Annotated in this window: 17 protein-coding genes; 8 read left to right on the forward strand and 9 right to left on the reverse strand. The window is 63.6% G+C overall.

Annotation, left to right across the window (positions count from 1 at the left end; translation table 11 throughout):
• Positions 1–191: 191 nt before the first annotated feature.
• Complete coding sequence (locus IHQ72_RS35815; protein ID WP_258120560.1) at positions 192–653, reverse strand: MerR family transcriptional regulator; 462 nt, start codon at positions 651–653, stop codon at positions 192–194.
• Between the two features lie 477 nt (positions 654–1,130).
• Here IHQ72_RS35815 and IHQ72_RS35820 point away from each other — a divergent pair, with 477 nt between their 5' ends.
• From IHQ72_RS35820 to IHQ72_RS35835, 4 genes are all read left to right on the forward strand, one after another.
• Positions 1,131–5,072, forward strand: coding sequence for a peptidoglycan-binding protein (locus tag IHQ72_RS35820; protein ID WP_258120561.1), 3,942 nt, complete (start codon positions 1,131–1,133; stop codon positions 5,070–5,072).
• A gap of 192 nt (positions 5,073–5,264) precedes the next feature.
• Entirely contained in the window at positions 5,265–6,188 is a 924-nt protein-coding gene (locus tag IHQ72_RS35825; RefSeq protein WP_095493560.1) for a sulfite exporter TauE/SafE family protein, read from the forward strand.
• Positions 6,188–6,979 (forward strand): TIGR02186 family protein, encoded by a 792-nt coding sequence (locus IHQ72_RS35830; RefSeq protein ID WP_258120562.1) that lies wholly within the window; start codon positions 6,188–6,190, stop codon positions 6,977–6,979. Before IHQ72_RS35825 ends, IHQ72_RS35830 begins: the two co-directional genes overlap by 1 nt.
• Before the next feature lie 109 nt (positions 6,980–7,088).
• Positions 7,089–8,345 (forward strand): Hsp70 family protein, encoded by a 1,257-nt coding sequence (locus tag IHQ72_RS35835; protein ID WP_258120563.1) that lies wholly within the window; start codon positions 7,089–7,091, stop codon positions 8,343–8,345.
• A 6-nt stretch (positions 8,346–8,351) separates the two neighbouring features.
• Here the strand turns inward: IHQ72_RS35835 and IHQ72_RS35840 are convergent, their stop codons facing one another.
• Positions 8,352–9,254, reverse strand: a complete 903-nt coding sequence (locus tag IHQ72_RS35840; RefSeq protein WP_258120564.1) for a LysR substrate-binding domain-containing protein — start codon at positions 9,252–9,254, stop codon at positions 8,352–8,354.
• Between the two features lie 270 nt (positions 9,255–9,524).
• On the opposite strand from IHQ72_RS35840, the gene IHQ72_RS35845 reads away from it, so the two are divergent.
• The 3 genes from IHQ72_RS35845 to IHQ72_RS35855 are packed head-to-tail and all read left to right on the forward strand — an operon-like array spanning position 9,525 to position 14,133.
• Positions 9,525–12,455, forward strand: coding sequence for a molybdopterin oxidoreductase family protein (locus tag IHQ72_RS35845; protein ID WP_258120565.1), 2,931 nt, complete (start codon positions 9,525–9,527; stop codon positions 12,453–12,455).
• The gene (locus tag IHQ72_RS35850; RefSeq protein ID WP_258120566.1) at positions 12,452–13,186 is read left to right on the forward strand and encodes a 4Fe-4S dicluster domain-containing protein; all 735 of its coding nucleotides are present in this window, start codon (positions 12,452–12,454) and stop codon (positions 13,184–13,186) included. The genes IHQ72_RS35845 and IHQ72_RS35850 overlap by 4 nt, the downstream gene beginning before the upstream one ends.
• Before the next feature lie 11 nt (positions 13,187–13,197).
• Positions 13,198–14,133: a dimethyl sulfoxide reductase anchor subunit family protein gene (locus tag IHQ72_RS35855; protein ID WP_258120567.1), complete on the forward strand. Its 936-nt coding sequence runs from the start codon at positions 13,198–13,200 to the stop codon at positions 14,131–14,133.
• A gap of 5 nt (positions 14,134–14,138) precedes the next feature.
• Here the strand turns inward: IHQ72_RS35855 and pdeM are convergent, their stop codons facing one another.
• The 5 genes from pdeM to IHQ72_RS35880 form a co-directional block, all read right to left on the reverse strand.
• Positions 14,139–14,855: a ligase-associated DNA damage response endonuclease PdeM gene (pdeM, locus tag IHQ72_RS35860; RefSeq protein ID WP_258120568.1), complete on the reverse strand. Its 717-nt coding sequence runs from the start codon at positions 14,853–14,855 to the stop codon at positions 14,139–14,141.
• Positions 14,852–17,374, reverse strand: coding sequence for a ligase-associated DNA damage response DEXH box helicase (locus IHQ72_RS35865; RefSeq protein WP_258120569.1), 2,523 nt, complete (start codon positions 17,372–17,374; stop codon positions 14,852–14,854). Before IHQ72_RS35865 ends, pdeM begins: the two co-directional genes overlap by 4 nt.
• 235 nt (positions 17,375–17,609) lie before the next feature.
• Positions 17,610–18,470, reverse strand: a complete 861-nt coding sequence (locus IHQ72_RS35870) for a C40 family peptidase (RefSeq protein WP_258120570.1) — start codon at positions 18,468–18,470, stop codon at positions 17,610–17,612.
• A gap of 30 nt (positions 18,471–18,500) precedes the next feature.
• Positions 18,501–18,851 (reverse strand): MarR family winged helix-turn-helix transcriptional regulator, encoded by a 351-nt coding sequence (locus IHQ72_RS35875; RefSeq protein ID WP_095493569.1) that lies wholly within the window; start codon positions 18,849–18,851, stop codon positions 18,501–18,503.
• Between the two features lie 70 nt (positions 18,852–18,921).
• Positions 18,922–20,286, reverse strand: coding sequence for a leucyl aminopeptidase family protein (locus IHQ72_RS35880; RefSeq protein ID WP_258120571.1), 1,365 nt, complete (start codon positions 20,284–20,286; stop codon positions 18,922–18,924).
• A 124-nt stretch (positions 20,287–20,410) separates the two neighbouring features.
• On the opposite strand from IHQ72_RS35880, the gene IHQ72_RS35885 reads away from it, so the two are divergent.
• Entirely contained in the window at positions 20,411–21,232 is an 822-nt protein-coding gene (locus IHQ72_RS35885) for a tetratricopeptide repeat protein (RefSeq protein WP_258124066.1), read from the forward strand.
• A gap of 113 nt (positions 21,233–21,345) precedes the next feature.
• On the opposite strand, the gene IHQ72_RS35890 is transcribed toward IHQ72_RS35885, so the two are convergent.
• Entirely contained in the window at positions 21,346–22,362 is a 1,017-nt protein-coding gene (locus IHQ72_RS35890) for a type II secretion system F family protein (protein WP_258120572.1), read from the reverse strand.
• Positions 22,363–22,374: 12 nt separating this feature from the next.
• Positions 22,375–23,388, reverse strand: coding sequence for a type II secretion system F family protein (locus IHQ72_RS35895; RefSeq protein ID WP_258120574.1), 1,014 nt, complete (start codon positions 23,386–23,388; stop codon positions 22,375–22,377).
• Between the last annotated feature and the right edge of the window lie 8 nt (positions 23,389–23,396).

Below are 23,396 nucleotides of genomic sequence, written 5' to 3' on the forward strand. Positions count from 1 at the left end.
AATTTTTTGATGTGGCAAATTTTTCCGGGGCCTCACCCGCGAGCGTAGCGGCGCTACACCATTGAAACCAGTGCGGAACGATTGAAATGTATTCATCCCGACGCAGCCGGAAGGCAGAAAGAGCCGCGCGGCCAGCGCCACGCGGCTCTCGTTCGTCAGAAGGCCGTTCACCGGAAGCCGGCGAGGCCGAATTATCCGGCGGCGCTGGCCTGCGGCGCCGAACGTTCGATCAACATCTGACGCACCGCCGCCATCGAGTTGCTCAACTCGTTGATGGCATCGTCGATCAGCGCCCGCTGCTTCTGCAGACGGGCAAGCTGCTTCTCCGACTTGTCGAGCGCCAGTCGCAACTGCTTGGTGTTGGAGCCAGTCGGGTCATACAGATCCATCATCTGCTTGACATCGCGCAGCGAGAATCCGACCTTGCGGCCGAGCAGGATCAGCTTCAGCCGCGCCTTGTCGCGTCGCGTATAGAGACGGGTCGAGCCGTCGCGCTGCGGAGTGAGAAGACCCTTGTCCTCGTAGAAACGCAGCGTGCGCAGCGTTACTCCGTACTTCTTGGCCATCTCGCCGATGCGGACAAGATCCTCGCCGGCTTTGTTAGACATATCATTGGTATTGGCCGCGGCTTCGCCGGGCGAAACAAGTTTCATGGTCACTGGCTTTCCCCATCTGGTGGCGCCGCGGTCCCGGACCTTGCGTCGCCTGAGCGGAAGCGGGGGCGTGCTTCCACTCGTGGTTTCAACAAACAAACCGCAAACGGCACAGTCTGTGCACCTTTACGTTTACGTCAATTCTATACCGATAGCCGCCTCACGAAGCAAGGGCGTTGTGGGGAAGGAACTTTTTGCCGCATCCGCCAGCGCATGGCCCGGCCGCGCTTAGGCGGCCCGCCAACAACGTTGTAACTTCTTAAGCTTAGTTAACGCGTTGTTTACCACGTTGGGCGAAATGTGCGCATGTCGGTTACCCGTGTTTATCCTGTAGCGAATTTTTCACGGTTTTTCGGAGCGCGGGTGAACCCCGGGAAGTTGGTCTTCCACCGCAGCAAAGCGCGCGGCCGCATTCGTTTCCGGCAGGACTTTGGGAAACTGGTCATAAGCCAGCAGTAATTCTGAACGGGCGCATCGATGAACAGCAAGCGGTCCTATCTCGATACACTCAACGCCGGCAGGCAGCGCAGGCCGTACACCACGCTTGAACAGCTCAACCGTTCCCTGGAAACGCTGGAGCAGCGGCTGGAGCGGACGCGCGAGGACCTGAGCGAGCGTCCCGATCCGCGCCGGCCGAGCGCCGAGCCGCGCTATGCCAGCGCCCGGCCCTATGAGGATCCGCGCCCCGCGCAGCCGCCGAAAAGCCCGGAGCCGGCTGCCTTTGACCAGAGTTACCAGGCGATCGCCCGCGATATCGACCGTGTGCGCGGCCAAGAAGACGGTGTCGCCGTGGTCGGCAAGATCGCCGGCGAATTGCGTGGCCTGCGCGAGGAACTGCGCCACCAGATGACCGCCGGCCTGCAGCGCGAATTCGAAGCGCTGCGCAAGGACATCGAGCGGGCTTTCCAGGCAAGCGCCCAGCCGGGTGGTCAATCGGGAGGCGGCAAAGGCAGCGCCGAACTCGGCGTCGAGTTCGAGCGGCTTTCCGGCGCCATCCAGACTCTGGCCGAAAAGAGCGACGACAGAAGCGTCAACATGCTCCGGCTCGATCTGGAGCAGGTCAAGGCCGCACTCGACACGTTGGCGCGCGAGGAGAGCGTGCAGGCAGTTGGCCGCCGCTGGGACGAGTTCGACCGCCGCTGGACCGCGTTCGAGGATCGTGTCGATGCCGATCAGCGACAGCGGTCGGACGCACCCGGTCTTTCGATGCTGACCGAACGGCTCGAACAGATCAGCAATGCCGTCAACAATCTGCCGGAATCGCTGTCGCTGCGTTCGCTCGAAGAGAAGGTCCGCACGCTTGCCGGCGCCGTCGATCATTTCGCCCGCCAGCAGGACAATCTCGGCAGCAGCACATTCGCAATGATCGACGAGCGGCTGGACGAGATTTCCCGCGCCATCGTCGCCTCGACCGTCGCCGCGCAGGCCAATTCATTCGACCCCGAAGCATTCGAGCGTATCGAGAAGCGGATCGCCTCGCTTGCCGAACAGATCGAGGAAGTGACGCAAGTCCACCCCAGCGGCGAGGTCATCGACCGCCTCAACATGCTGTCGAGCCGGGTCGACGATCTTGCCAACCGGGCCAATTTGCCTGAGCAGGCGATGGAGCGTCTCGACAAGCAGATCGCGCTTATTGCCGACAAGATCGACCGGGCGCCTGCCATGCCGGACGCCGACTATATCTTCCAGGGGCTGGAACAGCGTTTCGACGTGCTGTCCGGCATGATGGAGCGACGCCAGGGCGACGCGATCGAACAGGGCAACATGCTGTTTCGCGATCTCGAGCGCCGGCTGGACGAAGTTGCCGACAGGCTGGACCAGCGCATGCCGCAGATCGACGGGGCCGGCATCATGGACGCCCTAGACGCCCGCTTCAGCGCGCTGGCCAAGCGCTTGGAGACGCGCGTTCCCGATTCCGCAAGCGAAGCGGCGATCCGTGGCCTGGAAAGCCGGCTCGAAGACATTTCAATCCGGCTGGATTCATCTGCGGCACAAGTCGCCGGCATCGACCCGGCCCTGATCCGCAGCCTGGAAGCGCAGGTCGCGGGCCTGTCGGCGCACCTTTCGAAACCCGGCGCGCCACTGCCGGAATTGGAGGATATCAGCCCTCGTCTCAACGAAATCGAGAAGTCGCTGGCTGGCACCCGCGATTCCATCCTCAGCGCGGCGCGCGAGGCAGCCGAGAGCGCCGTCCGTTCGTTGGCGGGCTCCAGTGCCAACACGGCGGCCGTCTCTGGCCTCGCCCAGGATCTGAAGACACTCGAAGCACTGACGCGCCGTTCCGATGAGCGCAATTCGAGGACCTTCGAAGCCATCCACGACACGCTGCTCAAGATCGTCGACCGGCTGGGCTCGCTGGAAACCGGCGAACCGACCGACGCTGTGAGCGAACTTCTGAATACGCAACCGGCCGAGCCGGACAGCTGGCGCGGCGTGCGACCGTCAAAGATGGCCGTGCGTGACGCGCCGTCCATGGACATCGACCAGCCATTGCCGCTGACGGAAGAGATGGCCGAGCTCGACAGCCATGTCTCTGCCATCATCAGCAATGAATCAGGTTCGCGTAGCGAACCGGGCACGCGTACGCCGGCCGAAGCCGCCGCCGCCGCGGCCATGGCGGCGCTTGGCTCGGACACGGCGGAAAAAAGCCAGCCGACCGGCGGCCGGAAGTCGATGCTCGGCGGACTGGCGCGCGCCTTCAAGGCCAAGAAGGAGACGATCGTTCCACCGCTTGCCGGCTCGGCGCCTGATGTCGAGATACCGAGCGCCGATCTCGACGAGCCGCTGGATCCGAAGGTTGCCAACCGCCCGCTGGAGCCCGGCTCCGGCCCACCCGACCTCAACGCCATCATGAAACGCGTGCGCGACGAACGCGGACCGCCGGTCAGGCCCGGCAGTGTCGATGCATCGAAAGCCGACTTCATCGCCGCAGCCAGACGCGCGGCGCAAGCGGCGGCCGCCGAGGCCGACGCTCTCAAGCGGCAATCGAAGATGAGCGGCCCGGTGAAGGCGCTCAGGATCGGCGACCTGCTCAAGGCGCGGCGCAAGCCGATCCTGATGGCGGCCGCCGCAGTCATGCTGGCGCTCGCCGGCCTGCAACTGGGCACGGCCTTTTTCTCCGACCCCGTTGAAATAGCCAGCAACGATGCGGCGCCGATCGCGGCCGCGCAGCCAGCGAAAACCACGTCGGCCGGTACCGCCAGCGAGCCGAAGACGGACGCGCAAACTGCAGCACAGGACAGCGCGCAAGCCCGCGCCGTCCGGCAGGCAGAGCCGTCCGAATCGGTAGCCGAGGACGACATGCCGGCACGGACCGCCCGCGCCGCGCTGGCGGACGCCGGAACGCCGATGGGCAACGCACCCGAGGCCGAACCCGTTCCTGCGCTCGTCACTCCAACGGCGCCGCCCGATCCGGCGGCGAATGTGACAGCCTCGGCACCTGCGGGCCCGACGGCTGCGGACATCGAGCCAATGGCCACAGCGCGGGCTGCCACGCCCGCGACCCAAGAGATGACCGGCACGGTCACGCCTGCGGATGCTTCGACGGCGGCGGCCACTGCCAAGATCGACATCCCAGCCGATGCCGGCCCAGCTGCCTTGCGTGACGCAGCGGCCGGCGGCGACGCCAAGGCGTTGTTCGAGATCGGCTCGCGCTACGCCGAATCGCGCGGCGTCAAGCAAGACATGGCAGCGGCCGCGAAATGGTACGAGAAATCAGCCGAACTCGGGTTCGCGCCGGCGGAATACCGCATCGGCAACTTCTATGAGAAGGGCACGGGCGTCGCGCGCGACGTCAAGAAGGCGAAGACCTGGTACCAGCTCGCCGCGGAGCAAGGCAACGCCAGCGCCATGCACAATCTCGCCGTGCTCTTTGCCATGGCTGCGGACGGCGTGACCGACAATGAATCGGCCGCGCACTGGTTCCAGGCGGCTGCCGATCTCGGTGTCAAGGACAGCCAGTTCAATCTCGGCATCCTGGCGGCGAAGGGCGTCGGCATGAAGCAGAATCTCGAAGAATCCTACAAATGGTTCGCGCTCGTTGCCAAGACCGGCGACAAGGATGCGGCGGCAAAGCGCGACGAGATCGCCAAGGCGCTCAGGCCCGAGCAGCTCGAACGCGCACGCGCCGCCGCCGAACTGTGGAAGGCAAAGCCGCTCGATCCTGCGGCCAATTCGGCCGACATTCCCGAATCGTGGCAGGACGGCACGCCGCAGACGACCGCCAGCGTCGACATGAAGAAGGTCGTTCAGAACATCCAGCGCATTCTCAACAAGAACGGCTATGAGGCCGGCAATGCCGACGGCGTGATGGGCCAGAAAACCGAGGATGCCATCATGGCTTTCCAGACCGACAACGACTTGAAGGCGACGGGCGCGGTCGACGAAAAACTGGTCAAGGCGCTGCTCGCGCGCAAATAACGTCAGATGCGTCGTTTCCGCGACGCCTTTGCCACACATTTGCCTGTTAACTGATTGAGTTGTTTTTTGTTTCGGCGGCGTGGCGAGGTTTGACTTCGCCGCCCGGCCGGCGCAAGAACGAGATAGGCTTTTTGGCGCGAAATGCCCGCAACGGTTGCATTCGTCGAGAGGCAAACTGATCGAGACTGACGGGTGGGCATCTATCTCCCGATCGCGGAAATTTCCGTCAACATCTTCGTGCTGCTGGCCATGGGCGCGGCGGTGGGTTTCCTTTCGGGCATGTTCGGAGTGGGCGGCGGCTTCCTTATCACGCCGCTGCTGATCTTCTACAATATACCGCCGGCGATCGCGGTCGCCACCGGCGCCAACCAGGTTATCGCCTCCTCCTTCTCCGGCGCATTGTCGCACGTGAAGCGCGGCACGCTCGACTTCAAACTCGGCGGTGTGCTTTTGGCAGGCGGCATCGTCGGCTCAACCGGCGGCATCTTTGTCTTTGGCTTCTTGCGCAGGCTCGGCCAGCTCGACCTGTTCATCTCGCTGCTCTATGTCGTGCTGCTTGGCACCGTCGGCGGGCTGATGCTGGTCGAGAGCGTCAATGCGCTACGCGCCACGCGCAGCGGCGCGGCACCGGTGCTGAAGAAATCCGGCCAGCACAATTGGATCCACCGCTTGCCGCTGAAGATGCGGTTCAGGGCCTCGAAGCTTTTCGTCAGCGTCATCCCGGTGCTCGGCCTCGGTGCCGGCATCGGTTTCCTATCGTCGATCATGGGCGTCGGCGGCGGCTTCATCATGGTACCGGCGCTGATCTATCTCTTGAAAGTGCCGACCAACGTCGTCATCGGCACCTCGCTATTCCAGATCATCTTCACCTCGGCCTACACCACGCTGGTCCATGCCACCACCAATCAGACAGTCGACGTCATGCTCGCCTTCCTGTTGATGGCGGGCGGCGTCGCCGGCGCGCAATACGGCGCCAAGGCCGGCCAAAGGCTGCGTGGCGAGCAGCTCAGGGCGCTGCTGGCATTGCTGGTGCTGGCGGTTGCCATCCGGCTCGCCATCGATCTGTTCGTGACGCCGCCCAACCTCTATTCCCTATCCGGCGTGGATCCGACCTGATGGCGGGCTTGAGGGCGTTCTTGGCCGTTGCCTCGCTGTCGCTGTTCGCCGCCTCGTCACCGGGAAAAGCGCAGACGCCGGTTACCGAAAACATCCAGATCGGCCTGTCCACCGACCATGTCTCAATCACCGCCGGGTTTTCAGGTGCCGACCTCACCATCTTCGGCTCATTGGAAAATGCCGACCCGCTTGTCGCGCGCCGAGGGCGCTACGACATCATCGTCGTGCTTGAGGGTCCGGCCCGGCCGGTCGTCGTGCGCCGCAAGGACCGGGTGCTCGGCCTCTGGATCAATCTGGAGTCCGAGACCTTCGAGAATGTGCCGGTGTCCTATTCGGTGGCGACGACGCGCCCGCTGCAGGACGTCACCGACCCCAACAGCTACAAGCAATTGTCGCTCGGCGCCGCCAACATCTACATGCAGCCGGCCGACGACGGCGACAGTCCGGCGACAATCCAGGAATTCACCGCGGCGCTGCGCGAGCGCAAAACGGCGACCGGCCTCTACAGCGAGAATGTCGGCGGCGTGCAGTTCCTGTCGCAGAACCTGTTCCGCGCCACCGTCAGGCTCGCCCCCAACGTTCCAGTCGGTACCCACAAGGCCCGTGCGTTCCTGTTCAAGAGCGGCCTGTTCATCAAGGAAAGCTCCGCCCAACTCGAAATCCGCAAGTCCGGTTTCGAACAGTCGATCTTCCGCGTTGCCCACGATTATTCCTTTCTCTACGGCGTCTTCGCTGTATCGCTGGCCATGCTGACCGGCTGGCTCGGAAGACTGGTCTTCCGAAAGGACTAGCCCCCTTGCGAAAGGTTGTTCCCCTTTTGGGGCTCATGGGTTAGACCGCGACCCCGGCCCGACCGGACACGAGCTGTCGCTCCCCCACAATCAGAATACAGGCTTCACGATGCGATCAGCATTCGGCGGTATCGACTTCGGCACTTCGAATTCCACCGTGGGCGTGGTCAGGAACGGGCAGCCACGGCTGGTGGCGCTGGAGGACGGCGAGGTCACACTGCCGAGCGCCGTGTTCTTCAATTTCGAGGACAACCGCACTTATTTTGGGCGCCGCGCCATCGCCAACTATACCGACAGCATCGAAGGTCGCCTGATGCGCTCGCTGAAGAGCGTGCTCGGCAGTTCGCTTGTCCATGAAAAGACGCGCATCAAGTCCCGATCGATCGCCTTCACCGAGATCATTGGTCTGTTCGTCGGCCATCTCAGGAAAAGGCTGGAAGAGGATGCGGACGACACGGTTGAAAGCGTGGTGCTCGGTCGTCCCGTGCAGTTCGTCGACGACGATGCCGAGGCCGATGCCAAGGCCGAAGGTGAACTCGAAAACACGGCCCGCACCCAGGGCTTCAAGCACATCGCCTTCCAGTTCGAGCCGATCGCGGCGGCGCTCGACTACGAGCAGAAGGTCACGCGGGAAGAACTGGCGCTGATCGTCGACATGGGCGGCGGCACGTCCGACTTCTCGATCGTGCGGGTCTCGCCGCAGCGCGCCCGCTCCCTCGATCGCAAGGACGACATCCTGGCGAGCCGAGGCATCCACATCGGCGGCACCGACTTCGATCGGCTGTTGAGCATCACCCATGTGATGCCGCAACTCGGCTACCTCTCGCCGACCAAGGACGGCAAGCGCAACTTGCCGGCCAGCTACTTCATCGACTTGGCGACATGGCAACGCATCAATCTGGTCTACACCGCCAGGGCGATGACCCATCTGCGCCAGATCCGCTACGAAGCGGAACGCGCCGACCTGGTCGACCGCTTCATCCACATCGTCGAGCATCGTTACGGGCACGCGCTGGCCGCTTTGGTTGAAACGGCCAAGATCGAGCTGACGCAGCAACTTTCTGGTGATGTCGTAGTCGCGCTGCCCGGAGCGAGTTTCGCGGCAGTAATTTCGCGCGCCGGGCTTGAGGCCACGATCGCCAGGGAAATCGAACGGGTGGCCGCGACGGTTGGTGAGACCATCCGCGACGCGCAGGTGAAACCATCCGCCATCACCGCGGTGTTCTTGACCGGCGGATCGACCGCCATCCCGCTGGCAAGGCAGCAGATATTAGCCTTGGTGCCGCAGGCGTCCGTCATCGAAGGTGATATGTTCGGCTCGGTCGGGCTTGGGCTGGCGCTCGATGCGCAGCGGAAATTCGGCTGACTCGGCTTACCCGCGGACGGTCTCGCCGGCCTTCGCGCCCAGATGCGCCTTGAGCGCCATCTGGGCCAGACTTGCCTGCCGGTCACGATGCGTGATCATGGCGAAATCACGTTTCGGCAGATCGATCGGCACGGAACGCAAGCTGCCTTCGGCAACGGCGCGTTCGACAACGAGTTCCGAAATGATGGTGGCGCCGGCGCCAGCCTCGACCGCCTGACGGACCGCCTCGTTGCTCGGCAGCACCAGGAATATTCGCAGGTCCGCGAACGAGATCCCTTCGCGGCGGGCAAGATCTTCCAGCACCTCGCGGGTGCCCGACCCGCCCTCCCTGATGATCCAGCGGATCTCGCTGATGTCGGGATGCCCGCGCGAGACTTCAGCGATCTCGGGATGCGAATGCGCCACGACCAGCATCAGGCGATCCACATCGACCTTGGCGCGCCGCAATATGTCTGAATCAGTGCGCCCCTCGACCAGGCCAAAATCCGCCGTGCCGTCCAGGACATTGGTCTCGACCTGTCTGGTGTTGCCGATGGTCACGCTCAGCCTGACGGCGGGATAGGCCTCGTGGAAGGAGGCCAGCCGGCGCGGCAGCCAGTAGCTGGCGATGGTCTGGCTGGCGGCGATTGAAAGGCTGCCGGTGATCGTCTGCGAGACGTGCTCCAGCACATTGTGAGCGGCAGCCGCCCGTTCGAGCACGGCCTTGGCCTCAGGCAGGAACCGGCGGCCGGTCTGCGCCAGCTCGATGTTGCGGCCGACCCGGTTGAACAGCTGGACGCCGTGCTGCTGTTCGAGCGAGCGGATGGCGGCCGACGCCGCCGATTGGGAAATACCCAGCAGCTCGGCTGCCTTAGTCATGTGTCCTCGTTCGGCGACAGCAACGAAGATCCGCAATTGGTCCAGGGTCATGAGAGAATTAAGAAAGAAATTCGATTGGAATTACAAGAGCAACTTGTTAGACGGATCGATCGTTTTGTTCTAAGTTTTGCAGGAAATTGGAAAAATATCGCGGCCAGTCCGCAAAAGGCAGAAAGTGATCGGGCGGTTCAAATCCCTGTTTGCCCATTGGACGCGCAGCTTGCGGCGGCGGCTCACCGGCGACGGCTATCATCCGGAAGAGCATTACATGCGCGGCCCCGGGCCAAAAACGCGAGCCAAATACTCGGACCACAGCAGATCATGAGCCACGGACCGCTGCGCGGCGCCAATTCCGCACCGTCCCAACGGTCGCTTGCCGACACGCGCGCGCCCGACGAGGGCGATGGCGTCGATACTTCGCCCGATATCTCCGACAGCATCGCCAAGACAACCTGCTACATGTGCGCCTGTCGCTGCGGCATCGACGTCCACATCAAAGACGGCAAGGTCCGCTACATCAACGGCAACAAGGACCATCCGATCAATCGCGGCGTGCTGTGCGGCAAGGGCAGTGCCGGCATCATGCAGCACTACAGTCCGGCCCGGTTGAAGAAACCATTGCTGCGCACAGGTCCGCGCGGCTCGGGAGAATTTCGTGAGATCGAGTGGGAGGAGGCTTTCTCAATCGCGACGGAACGACTTTCGAAAATCCGCCGGACCGATCCGAAGAAACTCGCCTTCTTCACCGGGCGCGATCAGTCGCAATCGTTGACCGGCTGGTGGGCGAGCCAGTTCGGCACGCCGAATTTCGCCGCCCATGGCGGCTTCTGCTCGGTCAACATGGCGGCCGGCGGGCTCTATACGATCGGCGGCTCGTTCTGGGAGTTCGGCGAACCCGACTGGGACAACACGAGATACTTCATGCTGTTCGGCGTTGCCGAGGACCATGATTCCAATCCGATCAAGATCGGTCTCGGCAAGCTCAAGGCGCGCGGGGCCAAGGTGGTTTCGATCAATCCGTGCCGCACCGGCTACAACGCCATTGCTGATGACTGGATCGGCATCCGGCCCGGCACCGACGGCCTGTTCGTGTTAGCCCTCATCCATGAACTGCTGAAGGCCGGCCGTGTCGATCTCGATTATTTGCTGCGCTACACCAACGCCCATGTCCTCGTCATCCAGGAGCCGAATGCGGCCGACGATGGGCTGTTCGCACGCGACGGTAACGGCAATCCGCTGGCCTGGGACAGGGTAGCGAAAGTGTCCGTCAGCGCCACCGATAATGGTGCAAAACCGGCGCTGACCGGCAACTTCCAGGTCGATGGCCGCCGCTGCGTTCCGGTCTTCCAGCTCGTCGCCGACCGCTATCTGCAGGAGAGCTATTCTCCCGACGCGGTCGCCGGATGCTGTGGCGTTCCCGCCGACACCATCCGCCGGATCGCCGCCGAACTGGCGCATGTCGCTTTCGAGCAAGCAATCGAACTGCCGATAGCGTGGACCGACTGGGCCGGTCGCCGGCACGAGACGATGAAGGGCCGGCCGGTGTCGATGCATGCGATGCGGGGCATCTCGGCCCATTCGAACGGGTTTCACACCTGCCGCGCCATCCACCTCCTCCAGGTGCTTCTCGGCACGGTGGACGTGCCGGGCGGGTTTCGCTTCAAGCCGCCTTATCCCCGGTCGGTGCCGCCGGGGCCGAAGCCGGCGGGCAAGGACGTCAGGCCGATGACGCCGCTCGAAGGCATGCCGCTCGGTTTCGTCTGCGGACCGGACGATCTGCTCCTCGATGACGCCGGCACGGCTGTTCGCATCGATAAGGCCTATTCCTGGGATGCACCGCTTGCCGCGCACGGCCTCATGCACACGGTCATCCGCAATGCCTGGGCCGGCGATCCCTATCCGATCGACACGCTGATGATGTACATGTCCAACATGGCCTGGAACTCGTCGATGAACACCGTCGAGACGATGGCGATGCTGACCGACAGCGACGAGGCCGGAAATTACAAAATCCCCTTCATCATTTATTCCGACGCCTATTATTCCGAGACCGTGCCGTTCGCCGATCTCGTGCTTCCCGACACCACCTATCTCGAAAGGCATGACTGCATCAGCCTGCTCGATCGGCCGATCAGCCATGCCGACGGCCCGGGCGACGCCATCCGCCATCCCGTCGTCGAGCCGGATCGTGATGTCAGGCCGTTCCAGACGGTGTTGATCGAGCTCGGCGCGCGCCTCGGCCTGCCCGGCTTCGTCGACGACGACGGCTCGGCCAAATACCGCGACTATGCCGATTACATCGTCAATCATGAGCGCACGCCGGGCATCGGCCCGCTCGCCGGCTGGCGCGGCAAGGACGGAACCTCGATCGGCAAAGGCGAGGCCAATCCTGATCAGCTTCAGCGCTACATCGACAATGGCGGCTTTTGGCACCATGATTTTGCGGACGACCAGCGCTACTACAAGATGGCCAACCGCTCCTATCTCGACTTCGCCGAGAACATGGGATTCATCCCGAAAGCCGAGCCGATCGTCTTCCAGCTCTATTCGGAACCGATTCAGCGGTTTCGCCTCGCCGCGCGCGGCCATGGGCGGGTGCTGCCGCCGGAGGCGGAGCGCAGCCGCATCGAGACCTATATGGACCCGCTGCCGTTCTGGTACACGCCCTTCGAGGAGGCGGCTGTCGACCTCGAGAAATACCCGCTGCACGCGCTGACGCAGCGGCCGATGCACATGTATCATTCCTGGGGCTCGCAGAACGCCTGGCTCAGGCAGATCACCAGCCAGAACCGGCTGTTCGTGCACAACCGGACCGCCGCCGGCCTCGGCCTTGTCGACGATGACTGGGTGTGGATCGAGAGCATCAACGGCAAGGTCAAGGGACAGATCAAGCTGGTCGACGGCGTCAACGCGGACACGGTGTGGACCTGGAACGCCATCGGCAAGCGGCGCGGCAGCTGGGGGCTGAAGGATGACGCCGCCGAATCCAACCGTGGCTTCCTGCTCAATCACATCATCGGCGACCAGACCTCTGCCGATGCCAATGGTAAACGCTACTCGAATTCCGACCCGGTGACCGGCCAGGCGGCATGGTTCGACCTGCGTGTCCGCATCGTCAAATGCGCGGCTGAAGAAGCCGGCTTCACCGAGCCGCAGTTCGAGCGGTTCCGACAGCCGCCGCACTCTGAGCCCTCGCCCGACAAACTCAGTTTCGGCGCGGAATTCCGCCGGGAGAGAGAGGCTGCCGAATGACTTGCCTTCCCGCCCAAACCGACAAGAAGCTCGGACTCGTCATCGATCTCGACACCTGCGTCGGCTGCCAGGCCTGCGTTACCGCCTGCAAGGAATGGAACACCGGCGGCCATATGGCGCCGCTAACCGACATCGACCCCTATGGCGGCAATGTCGACGGCGTCTGGTTCAACCGCGTGCACAGCTATGAGCACATGACCGAGATGGGTGGGCGCACGGTCAATTTCCCACGCTCCTGCCTGCACTGCGAGACACCGGCGTGCGTCACGGTCTGCCCGACCGGCGCCTCCTACAAACGGGCGTCGGATGGCATCGTGCTGGTCGACGAGGACAAATGCATCGGCTGCAAACTGTGCAGCTGGGCCTGTCCCTACGGAGCGCGCGAATTCGACACCGATGTCGGCGTGATGAAGAAATGCACGTTGTGCGTCGACCGCATCTACAACGACAATCTGGCGGAAGAAGATCGCGTGCCGGCCTGCGTCGCTGCTTGCCCGACCAGCGCGCGGCATTTCGGCGATCTGGGCGATCCGGCATCGGCTATCTCGCAACTGGTGGCCGAGCGCGGCGGTGTCGATCTGATGCCGGAAATGGGCTATAAGCCGACCAACAAATATCTGCCGCCACGTGCCCACACCACCCGCGCCGCATCGGTGCCGGCGCCGGCGCTTGAAGCGGTGCGGGCCGAAGGCGGCTTCCTCGGCTGGGTCGACCGCATGCTTTCGAACTGACCAGCGCCTTCATGCATCCAGCATTCTCGGTCGTCTTTTTCACCACCGCCACGGGCGCCGGTTACGGCCTGCTCGCGCTGCTTGGCGTGCTCGCCGGACAGGGCTTTATCCCGCCCGATTTCTGGCTTGGCCTTACCGGCATGGGGCTGGCGCTTGGCCTGATCTCGGCAGGCCTGCTGTCGTCGGCCGGCCATCTCGGCCGGCCCGAACGCGCCTGGCGTGCCTTCTCGCAATGGCGTAGCTCATGGCTGTCGCGCGAAGGTGTTGCCTCGGTCGCCACCTTCGTGCCGGCGGGACTGTTCGGTATTGGCTGGGTGGTCCTCGGCCGTACGAGCGGCTGGGTGGCTGTCGCCGGGCTGCTCGCTGCCATCGGCGCGGTCGCAACCGTCTGCACCACCGGCATGATCTACGCGTCGTTGAAGCCGATCGCCCAATGGCACAGCCGCTTCACTCTGCCCGGCTATCTGATCTTTTCGGCGATGAGCGGCAGCGTGCTGCTCAACGCGCTGCTGCAGGGTTTCGCCTTCGGCTCGACTATCGTTCTGGCGGGTTGCGTGCTGCTGACCTTGCTCGGCTGGGGCTGGAAGCTGGCAACCTGGCGACACAATGACAGGCTGGAAATCCCGACCAACGCCAACACCGCGACCGGACTTGCCGGCGGTACTGTGCGGTCGCTGGAATGGCCGCACACCGAGGAAAACTACCTGCTCAAGGAGATGGGCTTTCGCGTCGCGCGCAAGCACAAGGCGCGGCTGCGTCAAATCACGCAAGCGCTGGCCTTCGCGCTGCCCGCCCTGCTGCTGGTTGCCGCCTTCGCCTTGCCATGGCCTTATGCGGCGGTGCTCTCGACATTCGCCGCAATCGTCCAATTCGCCGGCATGCTGGTCGAACGCTGGCTGTTCTTCGCCGAGGCGAAGCACACCGTCACCCTGTACTACGGCCGGTAGCGGTATCAGCCTGGTCTCAACATCGAGCGAGAAATGGCGAAGATGCGCTCCGTGCCGAGCATATAGGCCATCAGCGTTTCGCGGCGGAACAGCCCGGCATAGGCGCGATCGAGCACATTGAGCGAGCCGGTATAGGCGCCGAAGGCCGGCATGATCATGCGGCCGCCGTCGCCGGCAAAGCAGCGCCGCCGCACCGAGCGGCCGCGCTGCACGATGCGGGCGCAGGGATGCAGATGGCCTGATATCTCGCCTTCCACTCTCACCGCCGAAGGCTCGTGCCGGAATACAAGAGAGCCTATGGCCAGCTCGCGCACCGTCTCGCCCGGCAGGTCGGCCGGCGCGTCCGGATCATGGTTGCCGGCAACCCAGAACCAGTCGCGGCCGGCCATCAGTCCTTCCAGGCGTTCGCGAAAGCTTGAGTGCATGCGCGCCGCGCCGCCACCATCATGAAAGCTGTCGCCCAGGCTGATGACGATCGCCGGCTGATAATCGGCAATCACCGCCTGCAGCCGGAGCAATGTCGCACCGGTGTCATAGGGCGGGATCAACGTGCCGCGCCGTGCCAGCGACGAACCCTTTTCCAGATGCAGGTCGGAGACAGTCAGCAGCCGAAGCTCGGGAAAATAAAGCACGCCGCGCCGATCGCAGATCGCGCGCTCGCCGGCGATGCCGATAGAGTCGGCGCCTGCCAGGGGCAAAGTCGTGGCCAGCACGCGCGTCATTTCGTCCCCATGGCCTCCTCGACCAGCGTCGCCGCATCCATCAGCAGCGTATCATCGGCCTCGCCATGCACCGGCATCTTGCCGATCTCAAGCATGATCGGCACGGCGAGCGGCGAAATCTGTTCGAGGTTCTTATGCACGATTCGTCCTTGGATGCGCGAGAGCATCTCGGCAAGTCTACTGACATCCAGCAGGCCCGTGGCCGCATCGGCACGCGTCGCCTGCAGCAGGATATGGTCGGGCTCATGGCTGCGCAGAACGTCGTAAATGAGGTCGGTCGACACGGTGACCTGACGGCCGCTCTTCTCCTGGCCCGGATGACGTCTTTCGATCAGTCCCGAGATAAGCGCGCAATTGCGGAAAGTGCGCTTCAAGAGCCAGCTGCCGGCCAGCCAGGCTTCGAGATCGTCGCCCAGCATATCCTGGTCGAAAAGCGCGGCCAGCGACGGTTTCTTCGCCCTGAACATCCTGCCCATATCGGCCAGCGACCATATGGCAAGTGCATAGTCGGTGGCGACGAAGCCGAGCGGCCTGGCCCCCGTCCTGTCGAGCCGGCGGGTCAGCAGCATGCCAAGCGTCTGGTGCGCCAGCCTGCCCTCGAACGGATAGGCCACCAGATAGTGCCGGTTGCCACGCGGAAAGGTCTCGATCAGCAGGTCGTCGCGTTTCGGCAGTACCGACTTGTCGGCCTGGAAGCGTAGCCAGTCGGCGACCTGCTCCGGCAGCTTCTTCCATCGCTGGGGGTCGTCCAGCATGATGCGGACCTGCTCGGCGAGGTAGGTCGAAAGCGGGAATTTGCCGCCGCCATAATAAGGCACCTTGGCGTCGCTGCCGGGTGCATTCGAGACGAAGCACTCATTCTCGCGGATGCCCTCGAAGCGCAGCACCTTGCCGGCAAACATGAACGTGTCGCCATGCGTCAGCGTTTCGAGGAAAGCCTCCTCGATCTTGCCGAGAACGCGGCCGCCGCGCGACGCGGACCCCTTGCTGCCGGCCTGGACGTAACGCACGTTGAGCGCCGGCACCTCGATGATGGTGCCGACATTCAGCCGGTATTGCTGGGCAATGCGAGGATTGGACACGCGCCACAGCCCGTCCCTGTTCAGGCGGATGCGGGCGTAGCGCTCGTAGTTCTTCAGCGCATAGCCGCCGGTGGCGACGAAATCGATGACGCGATCGAATGTCGGCCGATCGAGGCTGGCATAGGGTGCAGCCGTTCGCACTTCCTCGAACAAGGTATCGGCAAGGAATGGCGCGCCGCAGGCGCAACCCAGAACATGCTGCGCCAGCACGTCGAGCCCGCCATTGACCAGCGGCGGCGTATCCTGGGCGCCGAGATAATTGGCGTCGAGCGCCGCTCGGCATTCCAGCACCTCGAAGCGGTTGGCGGGGATCAGGATCGCCTTGGACGGCTCGTCCATGCGGTGGTTGGCGCGGCCGATGCGCTGCGCCAGCCGGCTCGCGCCCTTCGGCGCGCCGACATGCACGACCAGATCGACGTCGCCCCAGTCGATGCCGAGATCGAGCGTCGAAGTGGCGACGATGGCGCGCAAGGTATTCTCGCCCATGGCTTTCTCGACGCGCCGTCGCTGGGCGACATCGAGCGAGCCGTGATGCAGCGCGATCGGCAAGGTGTCCTCATTGACCCGCCATAATTCCTGGAACAGCAGTTCGGCCTGGCTGCGTGTGTTGACGAACAGCAAGGTCGTCTTGTGTCGCTTGATCTCGTTGTAGATCTCCGGTGTCGCGTAGCGGGCCGAATGGCCAGCCCACGGCACGCGTTCTTCCGAATCGAGAATAGAGATCTCGGGCTTGGCGCCGCCGGTCACGACGATCAATTCGGCCATGCCGCCCGGGGGGTTCTGGTTGACCAGCCAGCGCCGCAATTCGTCCGGTTCGGCGACCGTCGCCGACAAGCCGATCGTCTGGAAGCCGGGAACAAAGGATCGCAGCCGCGCCAGGCCGAGCGACAGGAGATGCCCGCGTTTCGAGGTCACCAGCGAATGCAGTTCATCAAGCACGACGTAGCGCAGATCCTCAAAGAAGCGCCTGGCGTCGGGCGCAGCAATCAGCAGCGCCAGTTGCTCGGGCGTGGTCAGGAGGATGTCGGGCGGCGCCAGCTTCTGCCGCTGGCGCTTGTGCGCGGGCGTGTCGCCGGTGCGCGTCTCGATAGTGACAGGTAGCCCGATCTCTTCCACCGGCTTGCCGAGATTGCGCTCGATGTCGACGGCCAGCGCTTTCAGCGGCGAGATATAGAGTGTGTGGATGCCGCGATGCGCCTGCCCCGGTCTTCTCCTTGGCCGGCCGGCCAGCTCGGTTAGTGAAGGCAGAAACCCGGCCAGCGTCTTGCCTGCGCCGGTCGGTGCGATCAGCAGCACCGACTGCCCGGCTTGGGCAGTCGCCAGCAGCTCGATCTGATGGGCGCGCGGCGACCAGCCTTTTTCGGCGAACCATTTGAGGAATGGCTCGGGCAAGTGCACGGCGGCATTCTGTTCGGCGAGACGCGGCTGCTCAGTCACGCGCCAGAGGTAGCGCGGCGGCGCGCAATCGCCAAGAACAATCGGAACAAAAGGTGATCGAGCGCGCCTTCCTTCTCCCCTTGTGGAGAATGTGGATTGCCGCAAAGCGGCAAGACGGATGAGGGGTGCTGGAAAAAATGAGGCGTTGGCGATCCTTCCAACACCCCTCATCCGACCGAGCTTCGCTCGGCCACCTTCTCCCACAAGGGGCACAAGGGGAGGACAGGCGCTTACATTACGGCCGCCGGAACCCTGTCGGACCGCCATAGAGATAGCCGATACGGGCGAGGGCTTCCTTGAAACCTTCACGTGAGACCAGCATGGTGTGGCCGTTGGCGTGGATCATGGTCTCAGGGTCGGTCATGATCGCAACATGGCCTTTCCAGAACACCAGGTCGCCGCGCCGCAACTCAGCAAAATCCGGCCCAGCTTCGAGCGGCTCACCGATGGTCGCCGCCTGCATGTCGGAATCGCGCAGCACTTGCCTGCCGGCCACATGCATCGCCAATTGCACGAGGCCGGAGCAATCGATGCCGAAGCCGGAGGTCCCGCCCCACAGATAGGGTGTGCCGAGAAAGGTTTCCGCGACCGCGACATAGTCGGCAGCTGGTTTGTTCAACGGCCGCAAATGGCCCGATATGACCGTCTCGCCGGACGATAACAGCGCATAATGCGTGCCGCGGGTTTCGGCCGCGCCCGCCACCGTCACCGCCGATCCCATCGACAGCTGCCCGCTCAGCGGAAGCCGCAAATCCGGTCCGGGATAGAGGAAGGTGCGCGGCACGGAGACGACATGAGTTGGCGCATGGGCCCGCGCGCTTAGCACGGTGTCGGCGACATAGCCGACATAGCCGTCGCGTTCGGCCTGGATCCAGGCCCAGCCCTCAACGTCTTCGAAGACGAGGACATCGTCGCCGAACAGAAGCTGCGTGTTGACGCCGGCTTCCGGGCGCGGCGCCTTGCGGACATCGGCAACGGAAGCGGCGATACGCGCTGGCCGCCCGGCGACAAAGCGATCGGCGGCGACCTCGCCTTTCAGCCTGGCATCGGCGAGATCGGAACGGAAGGCGTGAAGGCGGGCATCCCTGGCGGTCAAATCGGCAACTCGTTCAGAAGGGCGTTTCGGTCAGATGGGCAATTCCTGGGCTCTGGCGATGATAACATCGCCGAAGCGCTCGACAAAGAGAGCACCTTCTACGGTTCGCTTGACCAGCACGTTGCGCTTGTCGAGCTCATCGCGATGGCGCGACACCAGCTTCATCGCGCCCATTGTGTCGAGCGCGCGGGTGATGACCGGCTTTGTGACATTGAGGCGGGCGGCGAGCCCGCGCACCGTATGCGGCGGCGGATCGAGATAGATGGTGAACAGGATCGCCGTCTGGCGCATGGTGAGGTCCGGTGCGTCGTCGCGCACCTGAGACAGCATCACCTGCTGCCACAGTCGCAAGGCCTGGCTCGGGCGCATCGAAATCGACATCCGGCCAGCATGACGGAAAATTGTTTCGGTTCCGTTTCAGTCTCGATACCTTCCTGTCGGACCGGAACCGTCAGGCGTAGCGTTTCGAGATGACCCTTTCCAGCGCGCGGATGCCTTGCGCCTCGCCGCCGGCTAGACCGTACGGACGATCGGACGGATTCCACGCGAAGATGTCGAAATGCGCCCAAGCAGCGGTCTTCTCGACGAAGCGCTTCAGGAAAAGCGCCGCCGTGATAGAGCCGGCGAAACCGTCTGACGTGACGTTGTTGATGTCGGCGATCTTCGACGACAGCTTTGCGTCATAAGGTTTCCACAGCGGCATGCGCCATAACGGATCCTCGACCGCGGCGGAAGCCTCCGCCAGATCGGACGCCAGTGCTTCATCACCGGTGTAGAAAGGCGGCAGATCGGGACCGAGCGCGACGCGAGCAGCCCCCGTCAAGGTCGCCATGTCGATCAGCAGCTGCGGCTCGTCGTCGTCTGCCAGTGCCAAGGCGTCCGCCAGCACCAGCCGTCCCTCGGCGTCGGTGTTGCCGATCTCGACGGTGATGCCCTTGCGGCTCACCAGCACGTCGCCGGGCCGGAAGGCGTTGCCGGCGATCGAATTCTCGACCGCCGGGATCAGCACACGCAGCCGGACCTTCAGCCCGGCGGCCATGATCATCGAAGCAAGGCCCAACACGTTGGCCGCGCCACCCATGTCCTTCTTCATCAGGAGCATGCCCGAGGACGGCTTGATGTCGAGGCCACCGGTATCGAAGCAGACGCCCTTGCCGACCAGCGTCACCTTCGGGGCGTTCTTCGGTCCCCAAATCATGTCGATCAGCCGCGGCGCACCGACGGAAGCGCGGCCGACGGCATGGATCATCGGAAAGTTGTTCTTGAGCAGATCGTCGCCCTTGGTCACCGACACTTCGGCCTTGTACGTCCTGGCCAGCATCCGCACCGCTTTCTCCAGTTCGTCAGGTCCCATGTCGCTGGTCGGCGTGTTGACCAGATCGCGCGTCAGGAAGACGCCATCGGCAGTTCGGCGAACACGCGCCGCGTCGGCGCCGGACGGCAGCGAAAAACGCAGCGCCTTGCCGGGTTTTTTGCCGTAGCGGGTGAAGACATAGCCGCCGAGCGCCAGTGCGACGGCCACCAGTTCCGGTTCGGAGGGTGCCGAGGCGAAATGCCAGTCGCCTTCGGGCAAGGCTCTCGCCAGCGCACCGATGGCAAGCGCGCCTTCGCCATCGCCCGTGCCGAACAGGGCGCCGGCAAGCGCGCCGTTTTCGTCGGGTACAATCAGCGTCCTGCCGGCCTCACCGGAAAAGCCGTTGGCCTTGGCCCATGCGAGCGAGGACGAGGCAAGGCCCGCTGCATCCAGTCTATCCTTCGCCACCAGGTGAACCGGCAGCGTGGTCTTCAGTTTTCCCTCGATGAATTCGACTGGCATTCGATGGCCTCCGGCTTCCGAGTCGGCGCTTTTTTAACTGTCCGTTAGGGTTAACAGAATATTTCTGCGGGAGGGAAGATGGCCATGTAACGGCCACGTACACGAATGGAGGCCCCTGGTGCAGATGCCGACCAACCGCATGACGAACGCCACGGGGAAGCGGCTGATCACCACGGCGCTCATAATAGCGCTCGCTGCAAGCGTTGCAGGCTGCGGGACCAGCAAGTTGACAACCGGCTCGATCGGACGCACCAGCGGCAAACCCTTGGAAACCATGTCGGCCGGCGAGTTGCACAAGGCGACGATCGCGCTCGGTCAGTCCTACGCCAAGAACCCCAACGACAAGCGGATCGCGACGAATTATGCCGCGGCGCTGCAAATGGATGGCGACGCCGACCAATCGCTCGCCGTGATGCGCAAACTGGCGATCGCCCTGCCGAAGGACCGCGACGTGCTCGCCGCCTATGGCAAGGCACTGGCCGCCAATGGGCAGTTCGAGCCGGCGCTCGACGCGGTGCGCCGCGCGCAGACACCGGAATATCCCGACTGGAAGCTGGTGTCGGCGGAAGCGGCGATTCTCGACCAGCTTGGCCAGAGAGACGAGGCGCGCCAGAATTACCGCAAGGCGCTTGACCTCAAGCCGAACGAACCTTCGATCCTTTCCAATCTCGGCATGTCCTATGTGCTGGAAGGTGATCTGCGCACGGCTGAAACCTATATGCGCTCGGCCGCCCAGCAGCCGAACGCCGACAGCCGCGTCCGCCAGAACCTGGCGCTAGTCGTCGGTCTGCAGGGCCGTTTCGACGAGGCCGAGAAAATCGCTTCTCAGGAGCTCTCGCCCGACCAGGCGCAGGCGAACGTGGCTTACCTTCGCCAGATGCTCGCCCAGCAGAACGCCTGGAGCCAGCTCAAGGACCAGGACAAGGCAAAGCCTGCCACCAACTAACTACGCCGGCTTTGCTTCGAACCGCCAGTTCCTCGACTCATCGACATGCTGGAAATACAAAGCCGCGCTGCATCAGCACCGCGGCTTTCGCATGTGTTGTCGCCTTGGCGAGGCTATTGGCTGCTCGATGTCGGCTGGTCGCCGAAGATGCCGCGCTGGCTCACCTGGATTCCGGCGGGGCCCAGGATGATGGCGAACAGCACCGGCAGGAAGAACAGGATCATTGGCACGGTGAGCTTCGGCGGCAAGGCCGCGGCCTTCTTCTCGGCAGCGTTCATGCGCATGTCGCGGCTTTCGCCGGCAAGCACGCGCAGCGCGTGCGCCACCGGCGTGCCGTAGCGCTCGGCCTGGACCAGCGCCTGCGACACCGACTTGACCGATTCCAGGCCGGTGCGGCTTGCAAGGTTTTCGTAAGCCTGCTTGCGTTCCTGCAAGTAGGAAAGCTCGGCATTGGTCAGGATGAACTCTTCGGCAAGTGCCACCGATTGCGCGCCGATTTCGTCCGCGACCTTGCGAAACGCCGCCTCCACCGACATGCCGGATTCGACGCAGATCAGCATCAGATCGAGCGCGTCCGGCCAGGCCATCTGGATCGACTGCTTGCGCTTGGTGGCGCGGTTGTTGACATAGAGCACCGGCGCGTAAAAACCGGCATAGGCGACGACGATACAGACGAACAATTTGATGAGAGGCGGCTGCTCCGGCAAACCCCCGAGCACGAACAGATACATCGCAGCCAGGGCAAAGCCGACAAAGGGCAGGACCAGACGGAAGAAAAGGAAACGCGTCAGCGGATTCTGCCCGCGAAAGCCAGCAACCTTGAGTTTCTGCAAGGTGCCTTCATCGGCCAGGGCGCGCCTCAGGTCCAGCCGATCGACAATATTGCGCATGCCGATCGACTGTTCCTCGCGCAGGCCCTTGCCGCGGCGATCGGCCTCGACGGCAAGCCGCGCACGCTGCTTGGCGCGCAATTCGTCGCGCTCCAGCGCCACGGATTTCATGCGCGCCTTGAGCTGGTTTCCGCCAAAGGCAGGCAGCAGCGTGAAGAAGGTCGCAAACACCGCGATGCCGACCAACAAGGCAATCAGGAACGCCGGGTCGGTAAGGGTCTGGACGACGTTCTCAGTCATACGCTCGAAATCCTAAACTTCGAAGTTCATCATCTTGCGCATCACCAGGATGCCGATCGACATCCAGGCCGCCGAGCAGCCGAGGATCAGATTGCCGGCGCTGGTGGTAAACAGAGGCATGATGTAGTTCGGGCTTGTCAGGTAGACGAGAAAGGCGACAACGAACGGCAACGCGCCGATGATCACGGCGGACGCCTTCGCTTCCATGGACAGCGCCTGGACCTTGGCCTTCATTTTCTTGCGGTCGCGAAGCACGCGCGAAAGATTGCCCAGCGCCTCGGAAAGATTGCCGCCGGCCTGGGACTGGATCTGGATGACGATGCCGAAGAAGCTCGCTTCCGTGCACGGCATCGTTTCGGCCATACGCATGCTGGCGTCGGGGATCGACAGGCCCATCTGCTGCGAATCGACGATGCGGCGGAACTCGGTCTTGACCGGTTCAGGGGCTTCGTTGGCGATCAGGCGGACGGCGTCGTTCAGCGGCAGGCCGGATTTGACTGCACGCACGATGATGTCGAGCGCGTTCGGAAATTCGTTGAGGAACGCCTTCACCCGGCGGGCGCGGCAAAACGAGACGAACCAGCGTGGCAGGCCGAGGACGCCGACCAGCAGCGCACCGGGCAAGACATAAAGCGGCGCGCCGAGGAAATAGGCAAGAAACGTCAGGACGACGCCGCAAACCGCCGAGTAGAGATAGAAGCGCTCAAGCGACATCTTCATGCCCGCCTGACGAATCTGGGCCTTCAGTGGCGGCTTTTTGACGACACTCTGGTTGGTTTTTTGCTTCTGTTCGAGGTCCTTCAGTGAATCCTGAACCGATTTGCGCCGCTTGGCCGCTTCCGCCACGCGATCGCGCGAGGCCTTGACGACGGCGCCATCCGTCTCGGCGGTCTTGATCGTTTCAAGCCGCCTGCCGACTTGCTTCTCGGTGCTGATCTGGTTGAACAGAAAAGCATAGGCCACCGCGCCGGCGCTGAAGCCGGCGAGCACGATGAATGCCAATACGGTGCCGTCAATCCCGAACATCGACCTTG

Source organism: Mesorhizobium onobrychidis (genome assembly GCF_024707545.1).
Lineage (GTDB): Bacteria > Pseudomonadota > Alphaproteobacteria > Rhizobiales > Rhizobiaceae > Mesorhizobium > Mesorhizobium onobrychidis.